The 23,395-nt window shown below is 49.7% G+C and carries 22 protein-coding genes; 1 reads left to right on the top strand and 21 read right to left on the bottom strand.

Translation table 11 applies throughout. From position 1 onward, the window contains the following. Nucleotides 1-222: 222 nt before the first annotated feature. From AC0VZ8_RS08330 to cymR, 18 genes are all read right to left on the bottom strand, one after another. Nucleotides 223-1,374 (bottom strand): Ger(x)C family spore germination protein, encoded by a 1,152-nt coding sequence (locus AC0VZ8_RS08330; RefSeq protein ID WP_475486601.1) that lies wholly within the window; start codon nucleotides 1,372-1,374, stop codon nucleotides 223-225. Beyond that, on the bottom strand, nucleotides 1,367-2,473 hold the full coding sequence (locus AC0VZ8_RS08325; protein ID WP_475486600.1) for a GerAB/ArcD/ProY family transporter: 1,107 nt from the start codon (nucleotides 2,471-2,473) through the stop codon (nucleotides 1,367-1,369). Before AC0VZ8_RS08325 ends, AC0VZ8_RS08330 begins: the two co-directional genes overlap by 8 nt. Before the next feature lie 6 nt (nucleotides 2,474-2,479). After that, a complete protein-coding gene (locus tag AC0VZ8_RS08320) occupies nucleotides 2,480-3,565 on the bottom strand; it encodes a spore germination protein (protein ID WP_475486599.1) in 1,086 nt (361 codons plus the stop codon). Next, the gene (locus AC0VZ8_RS08315; protein ID WP_475486598.1) at nucleotides 3,459-3,989 is read right to left on the bottom strand and encodes a spore germination protein; all 531 of its coding nucleotides are present in this window, start codon (nucleotides 3,987-3,989) and stop codon (nucleotides 3,459-3,461) included. Before AC0VZ8_RS08315 ends, AC0VZ8_RS08320 begins: the two co-directional genes overlap by 107 nt. A gap of 203 nt (nucleotides 3,990-4,192) precedes the next feature. Further along, the gene (locus tag AC0VZ8_RS08310) at nucleotides 4,193-6,367 is read right to left on the bottom strand and encodes a methyl-accepting chemotaxis protein (RefSeq protein ID WP_475486597.1); all 2,175 of its coding nucleotides are present in this window, start codon (nucleotides 6,365-6,367) and stop codon (nucleotides 4,193-4,195) included. A gap of 215 nt (nucleotides 6,368-6,582) precedes the next feature. Further along, the gene (locus tag AC0VZ8_RS08305; RefSeq protein ID WP_475486596.1) at nucleotides 6,583-7,926 is read right to left on the bottom strand and encodes a peptidase U32 family protein; all 1,344 of its coding nucleotides are present in this window, start codon (nucleotides 7,924-7,926) and stop codon (nucleotides 6,583-6,585) included. A gap of 12 nt (nucleotides 7,927-7,938) precedes the next feature. Continuing rightward, a complete protein-coding gene (locus AC0VZ8_RS08300) occupies nucleotides 7,939-8,871 on the bottom strand; it encodes a peptidase U32 family protein (RefSeq protein ID WP_260064414.1) in 933 nt (310 codons plus the stop codon). A 108-nt stretch (nucleotides 8,872-8,979) separates the two neighbouring features. Beyond that, entirely contained in the window at nucleotides 8,980-10,023 is a 1,044-nt protein-coding gene (mltG, locus tag AC0VZ8_RS08295; RefSeq protein WP_475487661.1) for an endolytic transglycosylase MltG, read from the bottom strand. Between the two features lie 94 nt (nucleotides 10,024-10,117). Continuing rightward, the gene (locus tag AC0VZ8_RS08290; protein ID WP_071222780.1) at nucleotides 10,118-10,432 is read right to left on the bottom strand and encodes a DUF1292 domain-containing protein; all 315 of its coding nucleotides are present in this window, start codon (nucleotides 10,430-10,432) and stop codon (nucleotides 10,118-10,120) included. Beyond that, a complete protein-coding gene (locus AC0VZ8_RS08285) occupies nucleotides 10,429-10,731 on the bottom strand; it encodes a DUF1292 domain-containing protein (RefSeq protein ID WP_071222779.1) in 303 nt (100 codons plus the stop codon). The genes AC0VZ8_RS08290 and AC0VZ8_RS08285 overlap by 4 nt, the downstream gene beginning before the upstream one ends. A 17-nt stretch (nucleotides 10,732-10,748) precedes the next feature. Then, entirely contained in the window at nucleotides 10,749-11,162 is a 414-nt protein-coding gene (gene ruvX, locus AC0VZ8_RS08280) for a Holliday junction resolvase RuvX (RefSeq protein ID WP_194541519.1), read from the bottom strand. 12 nt (nucleotides 11,163-11,174) lie between these two features. Further along, nucleotides 11,175-11,435 (bottom strand): IreB family regulatory phosphoprotein, encoded by a 261-nt coding sequence (locus tag AC0VZ8_RS08275; protein WP_006208869.1) that lies wholly within the window; start codon nucleotides 11,433-11,435, stop codon nucleotides 11,175-11,177. Nucleotides 11,436-11,652: 217 nt separating this feature from the next. Further along, nucleotides 11,653-14,280 carry an alanine--tRNA ligase gene (gene alaS / locus AC0VZ8_RS08270; RefSeq protein WP_475486595.1) on the bottom strand — a complete coding sequence of 876 codons (2,628 nt, stop codon included), beginning with the start codon at nucleotides 14,278-14,280 and terminating at the stop codon, nucleotides 11,653-11,655. 421 nt (nucleotides 14,281-14,701) lie between these two features. Next, complete coding sequence (locus AC0VZ8_RS08265; RefSeq protein WP_071222776.1) at nucleotides 14,702-15,769, bottom strand: AI-2E family transporter; 1,068 nt, start codon at nucleotides 15,767-15,769, stop codon at nucleotides 14,702-14,704. Between the two features lie 158 nt (nucleotides 15,770-15,927). Further along, the gene (locus tag AC0VZ8_RS08260; protein WP_071222775.1) at nucleotides 15,928-16,137 is read right to left on the bottom strand and encodes a hypothetical protein; all 210 of its coding nucleotides are present in this window, start codon (nucleotides 16,135-16,137) and stop codon (nucleotides 15,928-15,930) included. 11 nt (nucleotides 16,138-16,148) lie between these two features. Beyond that, nucleotides 16,149-16,670: a PRC-barrel domain-containing protein gene (locus AC0VZ8_RS08255; RefSeq protein WP_071222774.1), complete on the bottom strand. Its 522-nt coding sequence runs from the start codon at nucleotides 16,668-16,670 to the stop codon at nucleotides 16,149-16,151. Between the two features lie 139 nt (nucleotides 16,671-16,809). After that, entirely contained in the window at nucleotides 16,810-17,955 is a 1,146-nt protein-coding gene (locus AC0VZ8_RS08250; protein ID WP_339295941.1) for a cysteine desulfurase family protein, read from the bottom strand. Between the two features lie 11 nt (nucleotides 17,956-17,966). Further along, nucleotides 17,967-18,386 carry a cysteine metabolism transcriptional regulator CymR gene (gene cymR / locus AC0VZ8_RS08245; RefSeq protein ID WP_071222772.1) on the bottom strand — a complete coding sequence of 140 codons (420 nt, stop codon included), beginning with the start codon at nucleotides 18,384-18,386 and terminating at the stop codon, nucleotides 17,967-17,969. 298 nt (nucleotides 18,387-18,684) lie between these two features. Here cymR and mnmA point away from each other — a divergent pair, with 298 nt between their 5' ends. After that, nucleotides 18,685-19,794, top strand: a complete 1,110-nt coding sequence (gene mnmA, locus AC0VZ8_RS08240; RefSeq protein WP_162487654.1) for a tRNA 2-thiouridine(34) synthase MnmA — start codon at nucleotides 18,685-18,687, stop codon at nucleotides 19,792-19,794. Nucleotides 19,795-19,866: 72 nt separating this feature from the next. On the opposite strand, the gene nrdG is transcribed toward mnmA, so the two are convergent. The 3 genes from nrdG to AC0VZ8_RS08225 form a co-directional block, all read right to left on the bottom strand. Next, nucleotides 19,867-20,370, bottom strand: coding sequence for an anaerobic ribonucleoside-triphosphate reductase activating protein (gene nrdG / locus AC0VZ8_RS08235; RefSeq protein WP_475486594.1), 504 nt, complete (start codon nucleotides 20,368-20,370; stop codon nucleotides 19,867-19,869). After that, nucleotides 20,367-22,601: an anaerobic ribonucleoside triphosphate reductase gene (locus tag AC0VZ8_RS08230; protein WP_475486593.1), complete on the bottom strand. Its 2,235-nt coding sequence runs from the start codon at nucleotides 22,599-22,601 to the stop codon at nucleotides 20,367-20,369. Before AC0VZ8_RS08230 ends, nrdG begins: the two co-directional genes overlap by 4 nt. A gap of 232 nt (nucleotides 22,602-22,833) precedes the next feature. After that, nucleotides 22,834-23,370 carry a PCYCGC motif-containing (lipo)protein gene (locus AC0VZ8_RS08225; protein WP_475486592.1) on the bottom strand — a complete coding sequence of 179 codons (537 nt, stop codon included), beginning with the start codon at nucleotides 23,368-23,370 and terminating at the stop codon, nucleotides 22,834-22,836. Nucleotides 23,371-23,395: the final 25 nt, after the last annotated feature.

Below are 23,395 nucleotides of genomic sequence, written 5' to 3'. Positions count from 1 at the left end.
CTTCTCTACCAAAATGAGCTCTTCAGAAAAGACGCCCCTGATTAAAACGTTGACTCTTAATCCGGTTTCTTTGGCTGCTTCCAGGGCGGGTCACCATATTTGTGCAGATACTGATTTATTTTGAATAGGGTGAACGGAACGATGATGAGCAGGAGCGTGCATATCACAACAAGCGGATTTAACAAAAGGTCATAGCGAAGGTCCATCATTTCCCCTCTTCTCTTATTCGGTACCGGTAACGGTTCCAATGGTTCTGACTTTTGCGTCAACGTTCACATGAATCTTGCATTGCGAAAATATAGATTGGCCACGGTCCCAGTCATTCTTGTAACGCACCCATGTGCGATATTCCCGCTCTTGGCATTTTTTCCAAAACCCCAGGAAGTCGGTTTTATATTCGTTCTGCGCCTTAAGAATAACGTCCATGGCAATTTGCTTGATCCGTTGCTCGGCTTTGCGTTTGATCTCTCCGTTTAATTCACGAACGTTTTCACCTTGATCCAGCTCCGATTCTCCAATATTTCCTCTGACCGAAATCTCAACATCAAATTCAGGAAGACCCCGTTCATCCAGATGGACGCGAATGATCCGGTTGAACTCCTTGACTTCATAAACAAGCTGTTTGCCGTGAACAACCAGTTCCAATGATGCTGTTTTGACCGTTCCCTGGATCATATTACGGCCCGTGGTTTCATCCTGGTCCAGAAAACCCTTGAACTCGTAGTTCTCACCGTTAAACACTGCGGCCCCACTGGTGGATATTCTGTCATCCTCCGTGATGGAAATCTTAGGTAGGGCATAACTGGACTTGGATAGCAGAAAATGATGCAGTTCACCAATATTTGTAGGAGGCGTTATGGATTCGCTCTTGTCCTTATTCTCTTGCGTTGAACGAATATATTGCGCAGGCAAGGTTTCAATCTTCGAATGGGTTTCCAGTATCTTGCTTGCCTCTCCATGAGAGACCATAATATTAGATGCTCTTCGGTTCTCCGGATCCCTGACGAATAAATCCAGTACATCGCCAACGTGCTCCGTTTCAACCAGTTTCTCCGAGATGACGATCACTTGGTTATGGGCAAGATAAGGAGAGCGGCTGATCTCATTCGACATCTTCCGTGCAGCCTTGAATACGCTGTCCGCGGTTGAGGATAGATTGATAAAAGGGCTTCCTCCCTCATTCTTCTGACCGCTGGACCCTTTCATCTGTGTAGGCACGACAATTTGAAACGTAAGCTTAATTTGTCCATCCTCTGCCGCATCAAGTGCAGTACCTACCACAAATCCACGCTCCTCGATTTCTATGCGGTCCCAGCAGCCTGCCAAAGGCCATACCAGCATGAACAACATCAGCATCCGAAGCATTTTAGCCATTGCCCTTCACCCCCCGTATCTTGGCCACCAAGAGCAGCAGAGCCGGAAGCAACCAGGCGAATCCGATACCCATATAGCTGATCCATTCGGCAAATACGTTAAGCTCCCTGAGCGTGCTTGGCAATAAACCGAGTATGAACAGGATTGGTGCCAGAATGAGGATCATCGTAAATCTGCGATATTTAGGAAAAACGGATTCCAGTGCCAGTAAAGCTACATCAAACGCCATCGCATTCGTGCTGAATAACGTCATCAACCAGATGACAAAAAAGAAAAATTCAAACCGTTCAAATATACCCCCAGGGACCTCAACCTCTTTAGCCAATTCCGCTAACGGATACAGTGTATTGGAGACCACGATCGGTCCAAAAACACCAATGACAAAAACGAAAATAATGAAGTAGATAAAGATGGGTATTAACACCCCCCGGAAGACGGAACCGAGAAGCTTGCTTTTCCTGACAACGTAAATGTTATAGAACAGCATAATTTCGAGCCCTAAATAGGAGAATACCGTATCTTTTGAAGTGATAACGATTCGTCTCCAGTCGGTTTTAAACACAGGCAGCAGATAATGCATGTTTAAACTTCCGAGATTCAAAATTACGATCAGCAGCATGATCGATACAACGATGGGGAAAAAAATCAGATTCAGGCGTATCAAAGCGATGCTCGGCCCTGCGACTGCGTAAATGAGCACCAGTAAGTAAATTAAACCGATGATTTCCTCCGGCGTGTTATCAAATAGATATAGTCTTGTGATGGTGGAAACCCCGCGCACTTGATAACTGACAAACAACAATAGGTATAGACTGATCAGCAGCGTCACCACATGAGCTGCTTTTCGATTCAGGATGATCGTTGCCATCGCATGATAATTTTTGCCGGGAAACCTTGATGCCAACGCCCCGATCGCCCATGCAAATCCAAGAGCGATCATGCCCCCAAGCATGATCGACATCCAGCCATCCGAAAAATGGGTGTTCCTTGCAATCGTATTAGGGAGCGTAAGGATCCCGAGTCCTATCAACATATTACTAACAGAATATACAATCTCTTTACTGCCAATCGATTGATTGCTTAATTGGTTATTGTTCATTACAAATCACCGCTTTTTTGCCCGATGGATGTCTTGGGGCTTCATAAATAAAGGTCTGCGCGTAAGCCAAGTCACCGGCACGCGGATAAACATATCCTTCCAATCATGCTGAATAGAGGGTGCAACGGGACTGAGATAAGGGATTCCAAAAGTGTGCAGCCTCATCAAGTGGATACAGATCATGATAAAAGTCAACACGATCCCGTACAGTCCCAGAATGCTTGCAGCAATCATGATTGCAAAGCGCAGCATTCGAAAAGATATGCCTGCGCTGTAAGATGGAATGGCAAAAGACGATATCGCTGTCAGTGCCACAATGATAACCATAATCGGGCTCACGATCCCAGCCTGAACCGCAGCCTCCCCTATTACAAGTCCTCCGACAATACCAATCGTCTGACCTATCGGCTTCGGTAGGCGGATTCCCGCTTCACGCAGCAATTCCAGTGTAACCTCCATCAGTAAGGCTTCGATCACAGCAGGGAAAGGCACGCCTTCCCGGGAAGCAGCAATCGAGAATACGAGTTTAAACGGAATCATCCCTGGATGGAAAGACAGAATAGCAATATACAGCGCGGGTAGAAACAAGGTAATTCCGATAGCCGCGAGACGCAGCAAGCGTATAAGCGAGCCAATGCTCCATCGTTCATAATAATCTTCTGGGGAATGTAACAGAGAGACAAAAGTAAACGGTAGAAGCAGCACAAAGGGGGTACCATCCAGCAAAATCGCTACTTTTCCCTGCAGCAGGGCAGAAGTCACTTTATCAGGTCGTTCGGTATTCAGGATCTGCGGAAACGGCGATAAAAAGCTGTCCTCAATCCACTGCTCTACCGTCCCGGATTCAGGAGCATAATCAAGATCCAGTGACTTCAGCCTGCGGTTCACTTCTTCAATTAGATCGGGATTCGTCAGGCCTTTAATATAGATGACCGCAAGGGATTGATTGGATCGTCTGCCGATGATGTGCGTGTCGATCGTCAGATTAGGCTCCCGAATATGTCTTCGTAAATAGAGATATGTTCGTGTAAATGCTCTCCGTGAATCCCACCCTCGGCCCGCGAACCAGCGCTTCGGTTTGAGGCTCCTCAATGCTGCGTGCCGGCCACTTGCGGCTTTTGATCAGTAAGACTTCATCCGTCCCCTCCAGCATTAAAGCCGTATCGCCCGAGAGAATGATAGGAATCACCTCATCCCATCGCCTTGTACGATTGGTTATCTGCAGCGATATCATCCGATTCTCAATCTCGTGCAGCATCATATGAGCACTTATCATGGATTCCTGGGAAAGCTCCTGATTTTGCTGGATCGGCTGGATAATCTGCTCCTTAATCAACAATTGATCAGATAACCCTTCGAGGCTGACAATGGCAGAGGTATAAGCGCTCCCTCCAACCTGCAGCACTTTCGTGGTAAGGTCGCTAGGATCGTTGAGTAACAAGCTAAATGTTGTCAGATTTTCCTTAAGATTCGTTGACAGGAATTCAGGTGTATGACCAGGCTGCCATGTATTCAAGTGACCTCGACTCCTTCAACCATATTCTCCGTTATCATTGCCTCTGAAAGTTATTTTTATCCGGCATCAAAAATAGCCTCACAAAGTGGAGCCTATGCTTCGTTGCTTATTCGCTTCGCTGAAAACTAATAAATTCAGTAATATGAAAAAGGCTGCCCCATCAGCTTAAGCGGATGGAGCAGCCTTTGAATTATATTTCAATCTTACAGTCTAAAACGAGACAAGGTCTCTTTCAGGTCATTCGATACATTCTCCAGCTGCGATGATAGATTAACCAGCTGACTGCTAACGCTTTGCTGCTCTGTAGAGAGAGAAGCCACCTCTTCCGAAGTCGCGGAGGATTCTTCGGCTACCGCGCTCACATTACTCATCGCTTCCGAGAGTACATTTTGAGATTCATTCAGTTCATCAATCGAATGCGTTACCGAATCCAAGGACTCGATAAAATCGACCATCTGCTGCTGAACGGATACGAAGATATCATTCGTCTCCTTAACAGCATCCATCTGACCTTTGAAAAGTGGATTCGCATCCAGCAATACCTGGACGGTTTCATTCATCTCCGTCATGATGCGGTCTGTAATCTGGCTGACCATATCGATGGACTGCCTGGATTGGTCTGCCAGTTGGCGGATCTCATCGGCCACGACCATAAAGCCTTTACCAGCCGCCCCAGCACGGGCAGCCTCGATTGTTGCATTCAATGAAAGGATATTCGTTTGCTTTGTAATATTCTGAAGTACGTCCAGCACTTTGACAACCGAGGAAGTTGTCTCCTTCAAGCCATCAACCTTGTGCATCATCGAACGGGTCATATCCTCAGTCTGATGGGTCTTATCCAGCAAGTCACTCAAATGCTTCGTTCCAAGCTCACTCGCGCTTTCCACGTGACGGGCCGATTTGCCCATCTCTTCGTTGGCTGATACGACCATTTGCATCTGCTTCGAGATATTGTTGGTCAGATCGCTGCCGCGCTCGGCTTCAACCGCCAGACTGCTGGCACCGTTGGCAATCTCCTCGGTCGCTACGGCAATTTCTTTGGCGGAAATTGCCGTCTTCTTCGAGGCATCACTTAACTCGGTTGCCGTTCTAAGCACTTCCTGAGCGGTATTGCTCGTTTGCTGAACGAGTCCGGTAATCTGCTCCATCATATCGTTAAAGCTTGCGGAGAGCTGACCGATTTCGTCCTGGCTCTTATGATCTGTGCGAACATTCAAATTGCCTTTGGCGCCTTCCTTCATCAACAGGTTAAGCTTGCCTAATGGACGGGCAATCATTCTTACCATCCAAATCCCGATCAGAATAGCAAAAATAACATCGATGGCAGCCACGATAAGCGTGATGACCAGTATGCTTGATGCATCCTTTGTCAGCTCGCTGGTTTGGACAGATCCTACGAGCTTCCAATCGTTGGTGTTCAGCGTATTATAGACCGCCAGTACATTTCTTCCTTCCTCATCCTTCGTTCTTACGTCATCCGTTTTGGTGTCGGCCGGAAATTCCTTCGCAAACGTCCAAGCGGTTTCCGAACCCACAATGGAGGACTCGCTGGAGGAAACAACGATGCCTTCCGGACTGATCAATTGCAGCTGGCCGTTCTCGCCCAGGTTGATTCCCTTCAGCTGCGTGTCCAGTACCGAGGCGTTAAGTTCAAACATTACCACATACGTTGAAGTCAGATCGTTCATAGACCCCAAAGAACGGGCAATCGTGAAATATGGTGCCCCGCTGTTCTGCATCGTTGGCAGCCACATAATCTTCTTGTCGCCTTCCTTCAATTCGGTATACCAGCTTTGCTCAAGGACGGTTTTCGAGGACTCCGAGGCTTGACCTGCCGATATGATCTTCTCACCCTTGGTAGGGATCAAATAAATGGCTCGGATCGACGAATCCGATGTTATCTGATTGGATAGTTTATCCCGAATGCTGCGCTCCACCGTAAACGCGTCGTAATCGCTTAACTTTTTATCCGTGTATTCAGACAACAACTTCTGCAATTCAATGTCATAGAAGATTTGTCTACCGGCATTCTCGTACTTCTCCAGAATGATGTCGATTTTCTCAGAGGTTTGAATGATCGTCTGCTGATTGCCGTTTGCAGCATTCTTCTCAATCGTGCTCTTCGCCTTATCGTAGGACAGATAACCCAAGACGATCACAAAAAATACAATCGCTGACAAAAAGATCAGGAACAACCGGATTCCGACGGATTTCGCCGGGTTCATCGGCATCCGGCTTACAGCCGTTCCCACGCTTGCAAAAAACGACTTGGCAGTATGTATCCCTGTTGATGCCGAAGGTTTTTCTTTTTTCTCTTTGATACCCCCGGGCTTCTTGCCCTTTTTCGGCTTCTTATCATGCTGCTCAACTTCTGACATTAGCTGTTCACCTACCACAATCATATTATTAATACGTCGGTCCAATCCCTTGAAACGTATTCGTTACTCTTTATTTCGACAATTGGAGGTGTTTTCCTTTGGGTTTTCGCAAAAAAATAATTCTTAATCCCTAATTTTTTCACAAATAAAAAGAATCCAAGGTCCATCCACAGACCCGGATTCTCAATTGTGTAGTTCTTTAGAACTATATTTTGTTATCCTTTACGCTTTCTCATCATATCAAAATGGCGCACCGGCTGATCCACCTTCATGCGAATGAGCTGCAAAGGATGGCGAGCTGCATCAAGTTCATTGCCGTTCTCATCCTCAATAGGACCAACTGCCTGCTTAAAGAAGGTTCCTTCCGGTCCGAAAAACTCGATTTCATCCCCTGGCTTAAAGTGGTTCCGCTGCTGAATGACAGCCGTTCCCGACTTCTCGTCATACTCCATCACCAGGCCGGCGAAGTCATAAGGGACCGCCTTCTCTTCGGGTTCATAGATATGATCCTCATGGTCAGGTGTATCATAGAAGAACCCGGTATTCAGCGGTCGATTGGCCGCTTTATTAATTTCTTCGATCCATTCCGGCTTCAATACATAATGATCAGGGTCAGCCATATAGGAATCAATCGCCTGTCGATATACATTAACCACAGTCGCTACGTAATGGATCGATTTCATCCGTCCTTCAATCTTGAAGCTGTCGATTCCCACCTCAATCAGATCCGGAATATGCCCCAGCATGCAGAGATCCTTCGACCCCATCGTAAACTGGTTGTCTTCCGGCTGAAACAGCGGGATCTGTGTAACGCCCGGTTTGAATGGGGACGGAGCAGGGGCTGGCTGTTCCATCAACTGCTGCTCTTCCGATATACACTGGCCTTGCTCTTCTCTTCCATCCACAAACAAATCGTATTTCCAACGGCAGGATTGGCAGCATCCGCCCCGGTTGGAATCACGATCCGTAAAATGATTGGACAACACGCAGCGACCGGAGAACGAGGAGCACATCGCGCCATGGATAAAGGCTTCAATCTCAATATCGACATGCTCTTTAATCGCCGCGATTTCCTCCAGACTCGCCTCGCGTCCAAGTACAACCCGCGGCAATCCTTCATCCTTCCAGAACTTCACGGCCTGCCAATTCAGCGTGGATTGCTGTGTGCTCAGATGAACTTCGAGCTTGGGCGCGGCACGTTTGGCCACTTCAATAATTGCCGGATCTGCGGCGATGATTGCCGCAATGCCTGCTTCCTCCAAACTTCGCAGGTAGGCTTCAATTCCCTCAATGTCCTCATTATGCGCATATATGTTGGTTGCCACAAATACTTTGGCGCCGTATTTCTTGGCGAACTCCACGCCTTCTTTCATTTCTTCAAAGCTGAAGTTGTCCGCATTTGAACGAAGCCCGTATTTCTGACCCCCAATGTATACCGCATCAGCGCCATAATGCACCGCAAATTTCAGTTTTTCCAGATTACCCGCCGGGGCGAGCAATTCCGGCTTGTCCAGGCGATAGCGTTTGCCCTTGTACTTTGGCTGTGCCATTGCTTCCATGCTGTCCACTCCTTAATAAACTTGTTCCTTATAGAAAAATCCAAACGACAATTCACGTTCCGGATCCTGAATCGCACGAATTCCGTCCATCCACTCTTCCTGAAAAGCATAAGTGGATGCATCTGCAGCATATAAATCAATCGCTTGGCGATAGGTTCGAATCACCAGCTCATTGTAATGCCGCGGCTTCAGCAGCGTCTCAACCTTAAAGCTATCCATGCCTGCTGCCATTAACAGATGCAAATCCTCCAGGATGCAAATATCCTCCGAACTCATAATATGGGTTCCGTTGATATCTTCATAGATCGGATATTTCTCTTCTTGACGCTCAGCTTCAATGAGAAACAAACCGCGCTCCTTGCCAAGGCTGCCTTCATTCACCGGTCTGCCCTGCTGCTGCATATAGCTGTTCACCAGGCGCCGCTTGGAATGATAGATGTTGGTCATGCCATGAACCTGAACCTGTGCTTCCAGCTGAAGCTGCGGCTTCATGTCGGTTACCTCGTCCATATTTAATTCACGCGCAAGAATAACCCGGGAGGCGCCTTTGCTTCCCCAGTAATTGGCCGTTGAATAGTTGGTGGCGGTCATTTCTGCGTTCCAATGAAGTTTTACCTGTGGAGCCAGCTCTTTTACGGTAGTGAGTACGGATGGATCGTTAAATTCCACCGCGTCTACCCCGATTTCTCCGAGCGCCTTAACATAGGCAGGCAGCTCGGGCAGCAAATCATTTGTCATCAAGTTGTTCAAGCTGACGTACACTTTGCTTCCTCGTTCATGAGCAAGCTGTACGACTTGGGTTATTTCGTCCAAAGTCAGACTGCCAGGCAGTCTCATGCCGAATCGATCCTCGCCAACGAGCAGTGCGTCGGCTCCCGCTTCCAGGTAAGCAGCGGCATCAGCCAGAGACCCGGCTGCTGCCATTAATTCAGGTTTGATACTCATTTAAAAAATCCTCCCTACTTAGAGGTTGTTCAACAAGACTCTTCTGAGTACGAGCTGGATCTGTTCCTTGTCACTCAGCGTATCAGCGGACTTGCTCAACACGTAATATTATTGTTGTGCCATCTTCTTGCTGGTCTCGATATTCTTCAAATGCTCTTTATACGTTTTGGCAAACAGATGCTCTTGTGTACCGTCTTTCTTTGTTACATAGAACAAATAATCGGATTTCTCCGGATTCAAAGCAGCCTGAATCGATTCCAGGCTCGGGCTCGAGATCGGGCCAGGCGGCAGACCCTTTTGACGATATGTGTTATACGGGCTTTCAACCTCAAGGTCGGCATAAAGCAATCGTTCCTTCGGTTTATCCAACAGATATTGAACGGTTGCATCGATTTCCAGCTTCATGTCCTCTTCCAATCGATTATATATAACGCCAGCCACCAGGGCACGCTCCTGATCTGCAACCACTTCCCGCTCCACCAGCGAAGCGATGGTCATGAGTTCATGGAACGTTATGCCGCGAGCCTCCAATTGACGCTCCCAACCCGGAATTTCGGCCAAACGTTTCTCCGTTTCTTTCAGCATGGTTTCTACAATGCCTTTTGCCGTGATATCCTTCTTCGGAAGTTCATAGGTCGCAGGGAACAAGTATCCCTCGAGATGATGCCGGAGGTCTGCCTCCTGGGGAATTTCTCCAGCAATCGGAACATCCCAGCCGGCAGGCTGATCCACAACCTTCAAGAATTCCTTCTCATCGATTCCGCTCTCTTGAGCGATGGTCTCTGCCATCTGAAGGATCGTATATCCCTCAGGGATCGTGAAACGAACCATCTCCTCGGGCTTCACTTCGCCATTGTTCATCTTCGATAACAGTTCCTTGAACGGAGTGCCTGGGGTTGCCTCATAGGTTCCTGCCATCAGACGGCTTCCTTCCCCGCTAAGCTTTAAATAACCTTTAAGTATAAGGGCATTCTTGATCAGTCCCTTTTCCTCAAGCAGATCGGCGATAGAGGACGTGCTCATGCCGGACTCCACGGTGAATTCGACGGGAGTTTCCGAGCTTTGAACGGGCTGTAAACCATTCCATACGTAAAATACGGCCCCGCCCGCAAGGAGGATCAGGACCAATACTGCTATTGCCAGTTTCTTCAATCTACTCATCCCTTCACACCAAAAGGGGCGGACAGCTCCGCCCCTTCCTGAACTTTCATTTGAAAATTAAGCATGTGCTCCTGCAGGAGGGAACTTAATCCTCGTCTCCTTCGGGAAACGTCAACTCATCATAGAGCTCTGACACATTCTCCCATTCCTCGTCGTCGTCAATGGTTGCCAGCTGCAATCCGCCGTCCTCGCCCTTGACGATACGTAGCACCTCGTACTCCTCATCGGTTCGATCCGGCTGAACCAGAATGGCATACCCTTGACCATCCACTTCAAATTCGGCGGCAATATCATAAACCTCGATATGGCCTTTATCGTCCTCAAGCTCGACACTCTCACCGAATGCTTCCTTAAGTACTTGGGTCCATACGATATTCTCAACCGAAAAATCAGACATCATTCGTCTCTCCCGTCCAGCTCTTCCACGAGCGTATTGAAGGTTTCTTCAACAATGGCCCATTCTTCATCGTCTTCAATCATAAACAATTTCAAGTCGTCTCCGTCTTCCTCATAACGGAAGGCGTAGACCTCGTCTGTCTCTTCGTCGGCAGACTCCCTTGGTACGACCATCATATATTTAGCATCCGAGCCATCCACTTCGAATTTCATGATGACTTCGAATTCTTCCTCGTTGCCTTCATCGTCGGGAATATAAATAATTTCCGGTTCTTCTTCCATACCAATATGCTCATTAGCCATTGTAATCACCCTCACCTTTACCTTTTAGAATCCAAGTAGTTTTGCAAAATCAAGCTTGCCGCCATTTTATCTACAACCTGTTTTCGCTTCTTTCGGCTGACATCGGCTTCAAGCAATGTCCTTTCAGCGGATACTGTTGATAGCCGTTCATCCCAAAGGTGAACGGGTAAGGATAGGGACTCTCGCAATGTGCTTGCGAATTCCATGCAGATTTCGCCCCGCGGACCAATCGTGCCGTTCATATTTTTAGGCAAGCCGACCACGATTTCACCGACCTCGTTATCTTTAACGAGTGCGGCAATTCTGTCCAGTTCGCCTTCATCACGGCGGCGCTCGATAACTTCAACCCCTTGGGCCGTCCATCCGAACGCGTCGCTTATGGCAACACCGATTCTGCGGTCCCCGTAATCCAATCCCATGATCTTCTTCATCCCTGTGTGCTCCTAACGGTGACTGGCTAAATAGAACCGGACCAGTTCTTCAATCAATTCATCTCGCTCTTTTTTCCGGATCAAACTTCTGGCATTATTGTGCCGAGGTATATAAGCGGGATCCCCGGACAAAAGATACCCTACGATTTGGTTAATCGGATTGTACTCCTTCTCTACCAGCGAATCGTATACCGAAAGTAGAATGTCCTGGGCGGAAGCCTCCTTTTCATCACCTTTTACATTGAACTTGACAGTCTTATCCATGGAGTCCATGTGTGACACACCTCGCTTCTTCAAAGAACATGTTTACCATGCTTCGTCGAATAAATATTTACCAGCTTGATCTAGTTATATCATAACATAATCCTAAGTCTCTACGGAAATCGAAAGCGAAATATTTAGAGAGTGTTCCAAAAAATTCGGGATTGTGTACAGCAAAACGTTGGATCCCGCTTACGATTGCTTGCTGTACACAATCTGGACAAATCTGTTACACGCCCCGGGCTATGAGATCCTCGGCGTGCTGCAGCGCCTGGGTCAGTTTGGAACCGTCCTTGCCGCCGGCTTGCGCCATATCCGGACGGCCTCCGCCGCCTCCACCGCATATTGAAGCCACTTCTTTAACGAGCTTGCCGGCATGATAGCCCTGCTTCACCAGATCCTGCGGAACGGCTACGACGAAATTCACCTTGTCGCCTGCTTTGGAGCCGAGCACGAGGATCGTCTCCGGCAGCTTGCCCTTCAATTCGTCAGCAATGCCGCGGAGTCCATCCATGCTGCCAGCCTGCACTTCAGCTGCAAGCAGCGACGTGTTTCCGACCTGCTTCACTTTATCGGTCAACTGGCTAGCCTCAATCGCTCCGAGTTTGCCTTGCAGGGACTCGTTCTCCCGGGCAAGATCCTTCACCTGCTGGTTCAGGCCTTCAATCCGCTTCGGCACGTCCGCAAGATTGCTCTTCAACAAACCTGCGGCTTGCTTGAGCAGGTCCATTTGGCTCTCCAGATGCTCATAAGCGTAACGTCCCGTTACGGCTTCAATCCGGCGAACGCCGGAGCCGATGCCGCTCTCGCCAAGCAGCTTGAAGATTCCGATCTGGGAGGTGTTGCCTACATGGCATCCGCCGCACAGCTCGATGCTGTAATCTCCGACCTGAACGACACGGACGATATCTCCGTATTTCTCTCCGAACAACGCCATGGCGCCCATCGCCTTCGCTTCATCAATGGCCTTGCGCTCGATAACAACCGGAATGCTCTTCCATACCTGTTCATTCACGCGGCGCTCAATATCGGCCAGCTCCTCAGGCGTAATGCTGCCGAAGTGGGAGAAGTCGAAGCGCAGACGCTGCGGTTCAACAAGGGAACCTGCCTGATTGACATGATCGCCCAGCACTTCCTTCAACGCTTTATGCAAAAGGTGTGTAGCGGTATGGTTCTTGACGATATCATTGCGCATAGCGGAGTCCACCTGCGCTTTGACCGTATCGCCCACTTTAAGCTCGCCGAGCTCTACGGTTACGAAATGCACATGCTGTCCATGCGGAGCCTTGAAGAGACCTTCCACTCTGGCACGAACGGATCCGCCTTCTATCATCCCCTGGTCGCTGACCTGACCGCCGCTTTCGGCATAGAACGGGGTAACGTCCAGAATGACCTGACAGGTCTCGCCTTCACTGACGCTGTCTGCGAAGCTGTCACCTGAAACAATGGCGAGCACTTTCGCCTCGCTGACGGTGTCATTATATCCAACAAATTCACTTTTAACCGTATAATCGGAAAGAACGCCGCCTTGAACCTTCATGCTTTCCGTTTCATGACGGGCCGCACGCGCACGGTCACGCTGTTCCTTCATCGCAGCATCAAAGCCTTCACGGTCCACGGTCAATCCGTGTTCGGACGCATAATCCTCCGTTAAATCAAACGGGAAGCCATACGTATCGTACAATTTGAACGCGTCGCTGCCGCTGATGACCGATTTGCCCTGCTTCTTCGCATCGGCGCTAACGTCAGCCAGGATGTTCAAGCCGTCGGAGAGCGTTTTGTGGAACTGTTCTTCTTCCGTTGCGATGACCTTCTCGATAAAGGCGCGCTTCTCAACGACCTCTGGGTAGTATACGCCCATAATATCACCTACGGTTCCGGTCAAAGTATACATGAATGGTTTGTCCAGCCCAAGCACCTTTCCGTAACGAACCGCACGGCGGAGCAAACGACGGATGACATAGCCGCGTCCTTCGTTGGAAGGCAGCACGCCATCGCCTACTGCGAACGCAACCGTACGGATATGGTCTGCAATGACCTTCAGTGCGATATCGTACTCCGTCTTCTCATTGTATTTAACGCCGGCTAGCTCTGCCGTCTTCTGAATGATCGGCTGGAACAGGTCGGTATCGAAGTTGGACGCTACGTTTTGCAGGATGGAAGCAAAGCGCTCAAGTCCCGCACCCGTATCAATGTTCTTGTTCGGAAGCGGTGTATAGCTGCCGTCCTTGTTGTGATTGAACTGGGAGAATACGAGATTCCATACTTCGAGCCAGCGTTCATTCTCACCGCCAGGGAACATTTCGGATTCCGGAGCATTCGTGTCGTATCCTTCGCCGCGATCATAGAAAATCTCGGTACAAGGTCCGCAAGGTCCTTCGCCGATATCCCAGAAGTTATCCTGCAGCTTAATGATGCGTTCCTTCGGAAGTCCGATTTTTTCGTTCCACAATTTGAAGGCTTCCTCGTCTTCCGGATAGACGGTAACGGACAGCTTCTCCGGATCGAAGCCGATCCATTTCTTGTCCGTCAGGAACTCCCAAGCCCAGGTGATAACCTCTTCCTTAAAATAATCCCCAATGGAGAAGTTGCCCAACATTTCGAAGAATGTATGGTGACGACGGGTTTTGCCGACATTCTCAATATCATTGGTCCGAATACATTTCTGCGAGTTCGCAATTCGCGGATTTTCCGGCTTCACGCGCCCGTCAAAATAAGGCTTGAGCGGAGCCATGCCTGCATTAATCCAGAGCAGGGACGGGTCATTGTGCGGAACAAGCGATGCACTTGGCTCGATATTGTGGCCTTTCTCTGCAAAAAACTCTAGCCATTTGGAACGGATTTCACTAGCTTTCATCTCTACACTTCCTCCAGTCATAATATGGCGCCCGGATCACTTGGTTCCGAACACAAAAAACGCCCCTGAATTAAATTCAGGGACGATGTTCTCGCGGTACCACCCTGGTTATCGTCCATTCATCCTCCAGCAGGGTCCTCCTGGAATCACATATGTGACGATCGCCTCGTAACGGCTGGATAACGGGGGCCACCCGGTGAATTTGAATCACACTCAAAAATTAGCATTCGGCTTAGGTTCGCTTCCAGGTTCTCGCAGCCAGCCGGAAATTCTCCGGGCAGGAACCTGTTCTCTGGGCAAGGTACGCAAAGCCTACTTGATTTTCTCATCGTTTTGTTCGTTTATAGGTTTATCATTTCAAGTATATATAGGGCGAAACTATCTGTCAATGCATGAACATTGCCGCTACAGACTGGAGTCTTCAGCCGGATTTCCTTCTGACATAATAAGCGAAAAAATGCTGCAGCAGCACTTTGATGACGGCAAAGACGGGAACAGCCAAAATCAAGCCCACGGTTCCTGCGATCTGACCGCCGACAAGGAGCGCAAAAATGATCAGGAGCGGATGCATATGCAGCTTTTTCCCCACCACTTGGGGCGAAATGATATTGCTCTCCAGCGTCTGGCAGATCATATTAACGGCCACCACCAGCAGCACCATCTTCCAGGAAATCGTGGACGCCATCACAAGCGCAGGAGCCGCCCCGAGAAAAGGGCCCAAATACGGAATGATGTTAAACACCGCCACGATGCTTGCCAGCAGCAGTGCGTAAGGCATACCAACGATCATATAGCCTACATAAGCCAGTACGCCGATGATTAAGCATACCAGGAATTGTCCGCGAACATAGTTTCCAAGAGCCGTGTCGATTTCCTTAAGCAGCGTAACAATCGACTTCCGGCGGCTCCGCGGCAGATAGGATACCGCGGTTCGCTGGAACACCTCAAAATCTTTTAATATGTAAAAGATCAAGAATGGAACAATTAACACGTTAAACAGGATATTAATCGTGTTGCCGATATTGTCCATGAAATCCGAGATCCCTCCGGCCAGCCTCGATTCCATCTGCAAGAACCAGCTGTTGACGCCTGTCCTTACTCCCGGAGGCAGCAGCCTGCTGTCCAGATTGGTCATCAAGCTTTGGGCGTTCATCGTTAATTCAGGCAAGTGCTCGTTGAGCTCCTCCAGCTGTCGAATCAGCATCGGAATCATGTTCATCAGAATGACGGCAAGCGACGTGAGAAAGACGGCATAAATGAGCAGCACCGCCATGCTCCGCGGAACTTTGCGGTCAGAGAGCATGCATACAACCGGATTGAGCACATAAGATATGATCATGGCAACCAGAAATGGCGCCAGGACAGCTTTGAGAAATCGATAGACATCCAGAAACAGCGGACGCAGCAGCCAGACAAAGTAAAGAGAGATGAGTCCGAGCATTAACCATACCAACAATCGAAACCATTTGTTTTCGGTCAGCTGTTCCACACAGGCACCCTCCTTTTTCGAAAGCTACCCTGTAGTATATGTACAAGCATCCAGAAATAAACTAACATTTCCGCCGGACAAAGTGAAAAAGACTCCTGCTTCGTCAGCCATACAGGCCTTCAGCAAGGAGTCGTTATCTTACAATATGTACGCGTTCTTTAGGAAGACGCGTGCATAGGAGGGAAATCCGGCTGCATTTCATCACCGAAGAACAAATCATCCAGCGAGCTGAGCGTGCCATCCTCTTCTACCTGGTATACGGACATTTTCTCTCCGTTGACTGTCAATTCGATAAAGCAACCCCAGCAATAAAACTGGTGGGAGCCGATTTTCCCGATATCTTTGGAACTACAGTTTGGACATTTCATCCTACCTCACCCTATCCGTTCACAGAATTAATGGCTTTTTCCAGACGCTGTTCGCTCATCGGGGGTACCATAACGGCACTTTCGCCGATAGCCATTTCCGCTGTGCAAGGCAGCCATTTGCGACCTTCGATCAAATCCGAGACAAATCCATCGGATATTTCCAACCCTAGTATTGTATTGCCCTGTTCCTGCTCAAAATAAACATCCGATATACGCCCGAGCAGGATACCATCCTCTGTCAAGACCTGCATCTCTTTCAGTTTGCGCTTGCCCAAAAGGTACGTAAGCGGTATATCATTGGCGCCCAGCTTGCGGACAGCCTCTTGGCTCCGGATCATGACGGCATCTTCCCCGTATGCTACGATATCTTCCCATGAGACGCTTTTCACATGCGAGGAAAACAAAGCCTTGCCTTCCAACTCCAACCCGGTAATCAACCAGTTCTCATCTAGTATAAAATCGTGGATTTTGCCGATTTCCTTACCGTTCTCCACGTCGAATACAGCCAGTCCAATCATTTCTTGAAGTTTCATATACAGTGGACACCTCCTCATCCTTCATGGTTTGAAATCAGCCGCCGGTCAAAATTTCGTTAGCCTGACGGGCCATTTCCAAGGATGAAATGGACGAACGCATACCCCCTATTCCCTAGAAGGAGAAATCCCTTAACATCTATTTACGTAACCGATTAAGGATGGTTCCAATTTTTTGGGCTGTGTACTCCATTTCTTGTGTAGTATTACCCAAACCGAAACTAAAACGAATCGCGGAGCGCAAAACAGGATCAGAAAGTTTCATTGCTTGGAGTACATGGGATATTTCCAGAGATCCCGACGTACAAGCCGAGCCGCTTGCCGCCGCAATTCTTTCCATATCGAGGTTCATCAGCATCGTCTCCGTGTTGGCACCGGGAAAGCTGATATTTAGGATGTGAGGTAGGTAATGTTCCGAATTTCCGTTGATCACAAAATCATCCTCGCCAATCTCCTGACGAAGCCCTTCAAGCAGCGTCGATCTCAGCTCGCGATAATGCCGGATACGCGCCTCCATATTATGAACGGTCCATTCCACTGCTGCTGTAAAACCGGCAATTCCAGCCATATTCTCTGTTCCGGCGCGACGCTTCTTCTCCTGCAGCCCTCCGAACAGACGCGGAGATACGCTGAGACCTCTGCGGACAACCAATGCTCCGACGCCCTGGGGGCCGTTGATTTTGTGGGCGGAAAAACTCCACATATCCACAGGAAGCTCGCGGCAGTTGATCGTTTCCGATCCCAAGGCCTGAACAGCATCGGTATGAAACACGATGCCCCGGCTGCGGCAGAGCTCGCCGATTTCGCTGATCGGCTGAACGGTGCCTACTTCATTGTTGCCATACATAATGGTGACAAGCGCTGTGTTGTCCTGAATTGCACCCGCAATGTCCTCCACAGAGACACGCCCGGTAGAGTCGACGGGGACATAGGTAACCTCACAGCCCCTCCGTTCCAGCTCATGGCATGTATGAAGCACCGCATGGTGTTCAATCGCCGACGTAATCACATGCTTGCCCTTCACACCTAGCGACTCCAGCAATCCAAGTATAGCCAGATTATCGCTCTCGGTTCCGCCGGCCGTGAACACCAGCTCGTCCGATTGGCATCCTAAAAGGGACGCAATTCGATCACGCGCCCCATTCACGATCTTCTTCGCTTCCCGTCCAAAAGCATGAACGCTTGAAGCATTGCCGTATTGGCTTGTCATCACCTTCATCATCCGCTCGGCAACCTCCGGATGAACCGGGGTTGATGCGGCATGATCCAAATATACTGATCTCATATCCGTCACCCTTAAATATAGAACATATAGTTGTCTGCAGCAGACTGTTCCTGATAGTTGATCAGATAATCCAGCGTCGTGGAATCCAGCACTTCAGCAATGCTGTCGCGGATGCGCAGCCACAGATCCCGCTTCGCCGGATCGTCCTCTTCCGTGAAGTCCACAGGGGATATCGGTCCTTCCAGTACGCGGATGACGTCCCCGGCCGTTATGGATGCCGGATCACGGGACAGGATATAGCCTCCGTATGCGCCGCGGATGCTTTTGACCAGCCCCGCATTCCGCAGCGGTGCGATCAGCTGCTCAAGATAATGTTCCGACAGCTGGTTCTTCTCGGCAATGCTCTTCAGCGAAGTCGGCCCTTCACCAAACCTGGCGGCCAGCTCCATCATAATGGTTAATCCGTATCTTCCTTTTGTTGATATCTTCAAAGGTGACACCTCTTTCGGTAATTGTATATTATGTCCATCCTGTAATGAGTTGTAGGTGGCGGGTGAGCGATAAATACGGCGTAATCTACGTGTGAAGCAGCTTATCCTGTATTTTTCTCCGTATTCCGATCATTACCCTCAGCTTATGGTAACATATCCTGGACCTCAATGGGTAATATTCCAGCTGGAATGATTGAAAAATGTTCACCCTGAGTGGACAAAATGAAACGTGTGAACCTTGTTCCAATATGTTAAAATACCTCCATGGGCACAATTCAATATGAAAATGGTGATAACGATGTCAAAAGAAAAACATAACACTCGTATCGTTGTCGGCATGTCGGGAGGAGTCGACTCCTCCGTAACAGCGCTCCTGCTCAAACAGCAGGGCTATGAAGTGATCGGCATCTTTATGAAAAACTGGGATGATACCGATGAGCTTGGCTACTGCACAGCTGAAGCGGACGCTGAAGACGTGCGCCGCGTGTGCGAGCAGCTCGACATTCCCTACTATACCGTCAATTTCGAGAAGGAATACTTCGATAAAGTATTTACCTATTTCCTCGATGAATATAAAGCTGGGAGAACGCCGAACCCCGATGTCATGTGCAACCGTGAAATCAAATTCGGCGAATTTCTGAACAAGGCCATGGATCTGGGAGCCGACTATGTCGCTACCGGCCATTACGCCCGCGTCATCGAAGAAGACGGACAGTACCGGCTGCTGCGCGGCGTCGACAGCAACAAGGATCAAACCTACTTCCTCAATGCGCTGAGCCAAGAGCAGCTCTCCAAGGCGATGTTCCCGATCGGGCATCTGCCGAAACCGGAAGTTCGCCGACTCGCCGAAGAAGCCGGACTGTATACCGCCAAGAAAAAAGACAGCACCGGCGTTTGTTTCATCGGCGAACGGAATTTCAAAGAATTTCTTGGACAATACCTCCCCGCCCAATCCGGCGATATGGTGGACATTGTCACCGGTGAGGTGAAAGGCCGCCATGATGGCCTGATGTACTACACGCTGGGACAACGCCAAGGTCTCGGAATCGGCGGCTCAGGCTCCGGAGAGCCTTGGTTTGTTGCCGACAAGGATTTGACTAACAATATTTTGTACGTTGTTCAAGGCGATCATCCGTGTTTGTATTCAACCGGACTCGTTGCCTCCGGAATGAACTGGATTGCAGGACAAGACGCTATGCCCAAAGACGCCTACACCTGCACCGCGAAATTCCGCTACCGTCAGCCGGACCAGGAAGTAACGATAACGCCGCGCGAAGACGGAACCGTTCATGTCGCGTTTGCAAAGCCGCAAAAAGCGATCACGCCGGGCCAAGCCGTTGTCTTCTACCAAGGGGACGAATGCCTTGGCGGCGGAACGATCGAAACGGCGGATAAAGTTCCTTATTAATCCGCTGGCTTAAACGAAAGAGCACACACTTCACACGGAAGATTCCGTAAAGTGTGTGCTCTTTTTTACGTGTTAGCGAAGAACATATTCTACCGTTTCTCCGCGTTCCAGGCTGGGGGATACGTCAATGAAACGCTGATTCGAGCTGCCCCGGAAGGGAAGCGAGACATCCCTTAACTCCAACTGGAATTTGCCATCCACGATAACGTCGCACTGTTTTGCCAATTCGCGCAGCTTCGGCTGTCTCATCAGCGCCTCAAAGGTGAAGCCCGTGTAGGCCCATATGCTTTTCCCGGGACAGAGGGTCCTGAGCTTGCTTACAAACGCCGCGCATTCCTCCGGCGAGAAGAACGGGTCCCCACCGCATAAGGTCACGCCATCCAGCAAAGGGTTGTCGACGATATCCTGCAGTATGGACGCGGACAATTCTTCTGTAAACGGCTCCCCCGCTTCAAAGTCCCAGGAATCCGTATTAAAGCATCCGGCGCAGCCATGACGGCAGCCGCTCACGAATAGAACTGCCCGAAGTCCTGGGCCTTCATTAATGCTCTCGGGGATATATCCGCACACATTCACAGATGCTTCACCCGATCCCTGACCTCAGCCTGCTTGGCCGAATTGAAGCGCTCCGTATAATTGCCCGTTAGGTATCCCGTCACCCTCCGCAGCCGCTGGAAGTTCCCATTGTCTTCTGTAGCGCCGCATCCTGGGCAAGAGCTTCCGATGATCCCTTCGTAGTTGCATGCCGGACAACGGTCGACAGGATGGTTTACGGAGAAATATCCAATGTTCTGCATCAGGGCAAACTGCACGATGTCCCGAAAAGCAGCCGTATTCTGCCGGGCATTGCCGTCGAGCTCCACATATGAAATCGCTCCTGCATTACACAGCTCATGGAAAGGAGCTTCGGAACGGATTTTGCGGTACGCGGCCATCGGATAGTACACCGGAACATGAAACGAGTTCGTATAGTACTCACGGTCTGTCACACCCTCGATCACACCGAAGGTTTGCCGGTCCAGCTTCGTGAATTTTCCGGACAGCCCTTCTGCCGGCGTGGCAAACAACGTAATGTTCAGATCGTATTTTTCACTGGCCGCATCGCAGAATTGACGCATATGTCGGATGATTTCGATTCCCAGCCTGCGGCTGTTCTCATCCTCTCCGTGATGCAGTCCGGTCAACGCCTTCAGGCATTCTGCAAGCCCAATGAATCCAAGTGCCAGAGTGCCGTGCTTAATCAGTTCGCGTACCTTGTCCTCCGGGGCCAGGTCTTCGCCGCCTTCCCACACGCCTTCCCGCATCATAAAATCGGACGCTTTGGCCGGTTGGTCCGCCTGCAGCTCGTAGCGGTGAATCAAACCCTCTACCGCAATCGTCATATACTGATCCAGCTGCTCGTAGAAGAGGCTCAGGTCGGGCATATCCCGCTTGCCTTCGACGATGCCATGCTCGATGCCGAGACGAACCAGATTGATCGTATTGAAGGACAAGTTGCCTTTTCCGCTTAGGCGGTTTCGCCCGAACCGGTCTGAAATCGTCCGTGTCCTGCAGCCCATGGTGGCAATAATCGTGTCTGGCTCGTCCGGCTTATAGTAGACCAGATTAAACGACGCATCCACGTTGACAAAGTTCGGGTAGAGCCTGCGGCTTGAGCACTCAACGGCTTTCAGGAACAGATCGTAATTGGGCTCCCCTTCCGCCTGGTTAACCCCTTGCTTGCACTGGAAAATATGCTGCGGAAATATCGGCGTCTCTCCCCCGCCGAGCCCTCTCATCGTGGCATCCAGCAGAGCGTGGGACACCAGCCTTCCTTCCGTTGACGTGCACATTCCATAGTTCAATGATGTGAAAGGGATCTGTCCGCCGGCACGGCTGCTCATCGTGTTCAGATTGTGAATCAGGGATTCCGCAGCCTGCTTTACTTCATTCACCGTTTCGTTATATGCGTAGTGATATATTCGCGGGAACATGTCCTTCAACTGCTCGTTGTCTATGTATAATTCGTTATCGGGAAGAACTTGTACATTGCGTCTATGCTCGCCCTGCTCCACCTCTCCGAAGTAGGCAAGCCCTTTCCGAAAATGCCGGCGAAACGATTTGCCGACATACGGGGCCAGATCCCAATCGATTTTATTTCCGGACACGCCGCCGAATTGACTGTTCTGCTGAGATTGAAATATGATGGCCACCAGCGCCATCGCGGTCATGATGCTCTGCGGCGGCCTGACCGATCCGTTACCGGTATTGAATCCCTTGGCCAAAAGACGGTCAAACGGGATGAAAATACAGTTCGTCGTACCGAGTGCATACTGGTCCAGGTCGTGCACGTACACATAACCATCCCTGACCGCTCTCATGAGCTCTCCGGGCAAGATAAATTTGCTTGCCATCCATTTGGCATACTCGGAGCCGATCCGACTCATTTTTCCACTGAAGGATTCCCCGTTGAGATTCGCATTCTCCCGCAGCAGATCCAGATTCGTTACCCCAATCACATCCCTGCTGATCTTGTAGAGCTCTCCCCGCCGCATCCGCTCCAGATCACGGGCTTCCCTGTAATGTTGGTAGGCTGCCGCTGCCTCAGCATAACCTGTGCTTTCCAATTGTTCAACAACGATATCTTGAATTTCCTCCACACTCACCTGCTCCATCCCCGCGGTGGCGCGGGCAACCTCCTCGCCAAGCTGCAGGGAAGCCTCCTTGCGGGACACACCCTCAACAGCTATAAAAGCTTTATCCACTGCCTTCACAATCCGGCTTATCTCAAAATTCACCAGGCATCCGTCTCTCTTCATGACTTTCATGAAACGATCAACTCCTTCTTCTCAGATCATTCACACACTATATATAGTTTCGTTTAATCAATTTACATCCATATATAGTTTAATGCTGTGAGGTAGATCACGTCTGCTGATCCTATGAAGCGTATGAGCGATTCCTGATAACGTCCTTAAAGGACATGAATCCCAACAGAAAAAAGGCACTCGAGTGATCCACTGATCACATCGGGTACCTTCTTGTTTAACCACAGTAGAATTAACTTTCGGCAGGCAGCATCGGGGTTGGTGTCGGCTTAGCATAACCTGTGCTGTATTTCTCGTCGATTGCGGTCCGAATATCCGTCAGACTTTTGCCCTCGCTGCTCATTTTGGCAGATTCCACGGCAATGTCCAGGCATACCCCGCAGCGGGTGCCATGATCATCCCACACCACGGTGCCGTCCTCCTGGATCTCATCAATAAAACAGTTCAGGTTGCTCTCATGACCGGCGCTGTCCCCACAGCCGCAATAACAAGGGATGTATTTCAGGACATCACTGACCTGCGCGGACAAGGCATAGATCGTTTGGAGCTCGCTGGTCTGGCTCTTCAAAAAGGCAGGCAGCTCATCAATCGAAGCCGTCGCCTCCTGGATATCCCCGTTGGACAGCTGCGTCTGATGTCCATGCTCATGCGCTGCCTCGGTTGCCTGTCCACTTTCGACCTGCTCCTGGGCGCTTTTCCCCGAACAGCCGCTCAGCATAAGACCGACGGACAGCAGCAGGATGACAAACCGTTGTTTCCCTGTTTTCATCTTTCGTTACCTCCATTTAACTAAA

Source organism: Paenibacillus sp. QJM3NY_38, assembly GCF_056173265.1.
The sequence above is the reverse complement of the archived record's forward strand: the minus strand, read 5'-3'. Positions and strand labels throughout refer to the sequence as shown.

Bases quoted from the DNA above. Each gene is read 5' to 3' on its own strand.
- AC0VZ8_RS08330 (WP_475486601.1), bottom strand. From the start codon at position 1,374: ATGGCTAAAATGCTTCGGATGCTGATGTTGTTCATGCTGGTATGGCCT.
- AC0VZ8_RS08325 (WP_475486600.1), bottom strand. From the start codon at position 2,473: ATGAACAATAACCAATTAAGCAATCAATCGATTGGCAGTAAAGAGATT.
- AC0VZ8_RS08310 (WP_475486597.1), bottom strand. From the start codon at position 6,367: ATGTCAGAAGTTGAGCAGCATGATAAGAAGCCGAAAAAGGGCAAGAAG.
- AC0VZ8_RS08305 (WP_475486596.1), bottom strand. From the start codon at position 7,926: ATGGAAGCAATGGCACAGCCAAAGTACAAGGGCAAACGCTATCGCCTG.
- AC0VZ8_RS08300 (WP_260064414.1), bottom strand. From the start codon at position 8,871: ATGAGTATCAAACCTGAATTAATGGCAGCAGCCGGGTCTCTGGCTGAT.
- AC0VZ8_RS08290 (WP_071222780.1), bottom strand. From the start codon at position 10,432: ATGATGTCTGATTTTTCGGTTGAGAATATCGTATGGACCCAAGTACTT.
- AC0VZ8_RS08285 (WP_071222779.1), bottom strand. From the start codon at position 10,731: ATGGCTAATGAGCATATTGGTATGGAAGAAGAACCGGAAATTATTTAT.
- ruvX (WP_194541519.1), bottom strand. From the start codon at position 11,162: ATGAAGAAGATCATGGGATTGGATTACGGGGACCGCAGAATCGGTGTT.
- AC0VZ8_RS08275 (WP_006208869.1), bottom strand. From the start codon at position 11,435: ATGGACTCCATGGATAAGACTGTCAAGTTCAATGTAAAAGGTGATGAA.
- alaS (WP_475486595.1), bottom strand. From the start codon at position 14,280: ATGAAAGCTAGTGAAATCCGTTCCAAATGGCTAGAGTTTTTTGCAGAG.
- AC0VZ8_RS08260 (WP_071222775.1), bottom strand. From the start codon at position 16,137: ATGAAATGTCCAAACTGTAGTTCCAAAGATATCGGGAAAATCGGCTCC.
- AC0VZ8_RS08255 (WP_071222774.1), bottom strand. From the start codon at position 16,670: ATGAAACTTCAAGAAATGATTGGACTGGCTGTATTCGACGTGGAGAAC.
- AC0VZ8_RS08250 (WP_339295941.1), bottom strand. From the start codon at position 17,955: ATGAGATCAGTATATTTGGATCATGCCGCATCAACCCCGGTTCATCCG.
- mnmA (WP_162487654.1), top strand. From the start codon at position 18,685: ATGTCAAAAGAAAAACATAACACTCGTATCGTTGTCGGCATGTCGGGA.
- AC0VZ8_RS08230 (WP_475486593.1), bottom strand. From the start codon at position 22,601: ATGAAAGTCATGAAGAGAGACGGATGCCTGGTGAATTTTGAGATAAGC.
- AC0VZ8_RS08225 (WP_475486592.1), bottom strand. From the start codon at position 23,370: ATGAAAACAGGGAAACAACGGTTTGTCATCCTGCTGCTGTCCGTCGGT.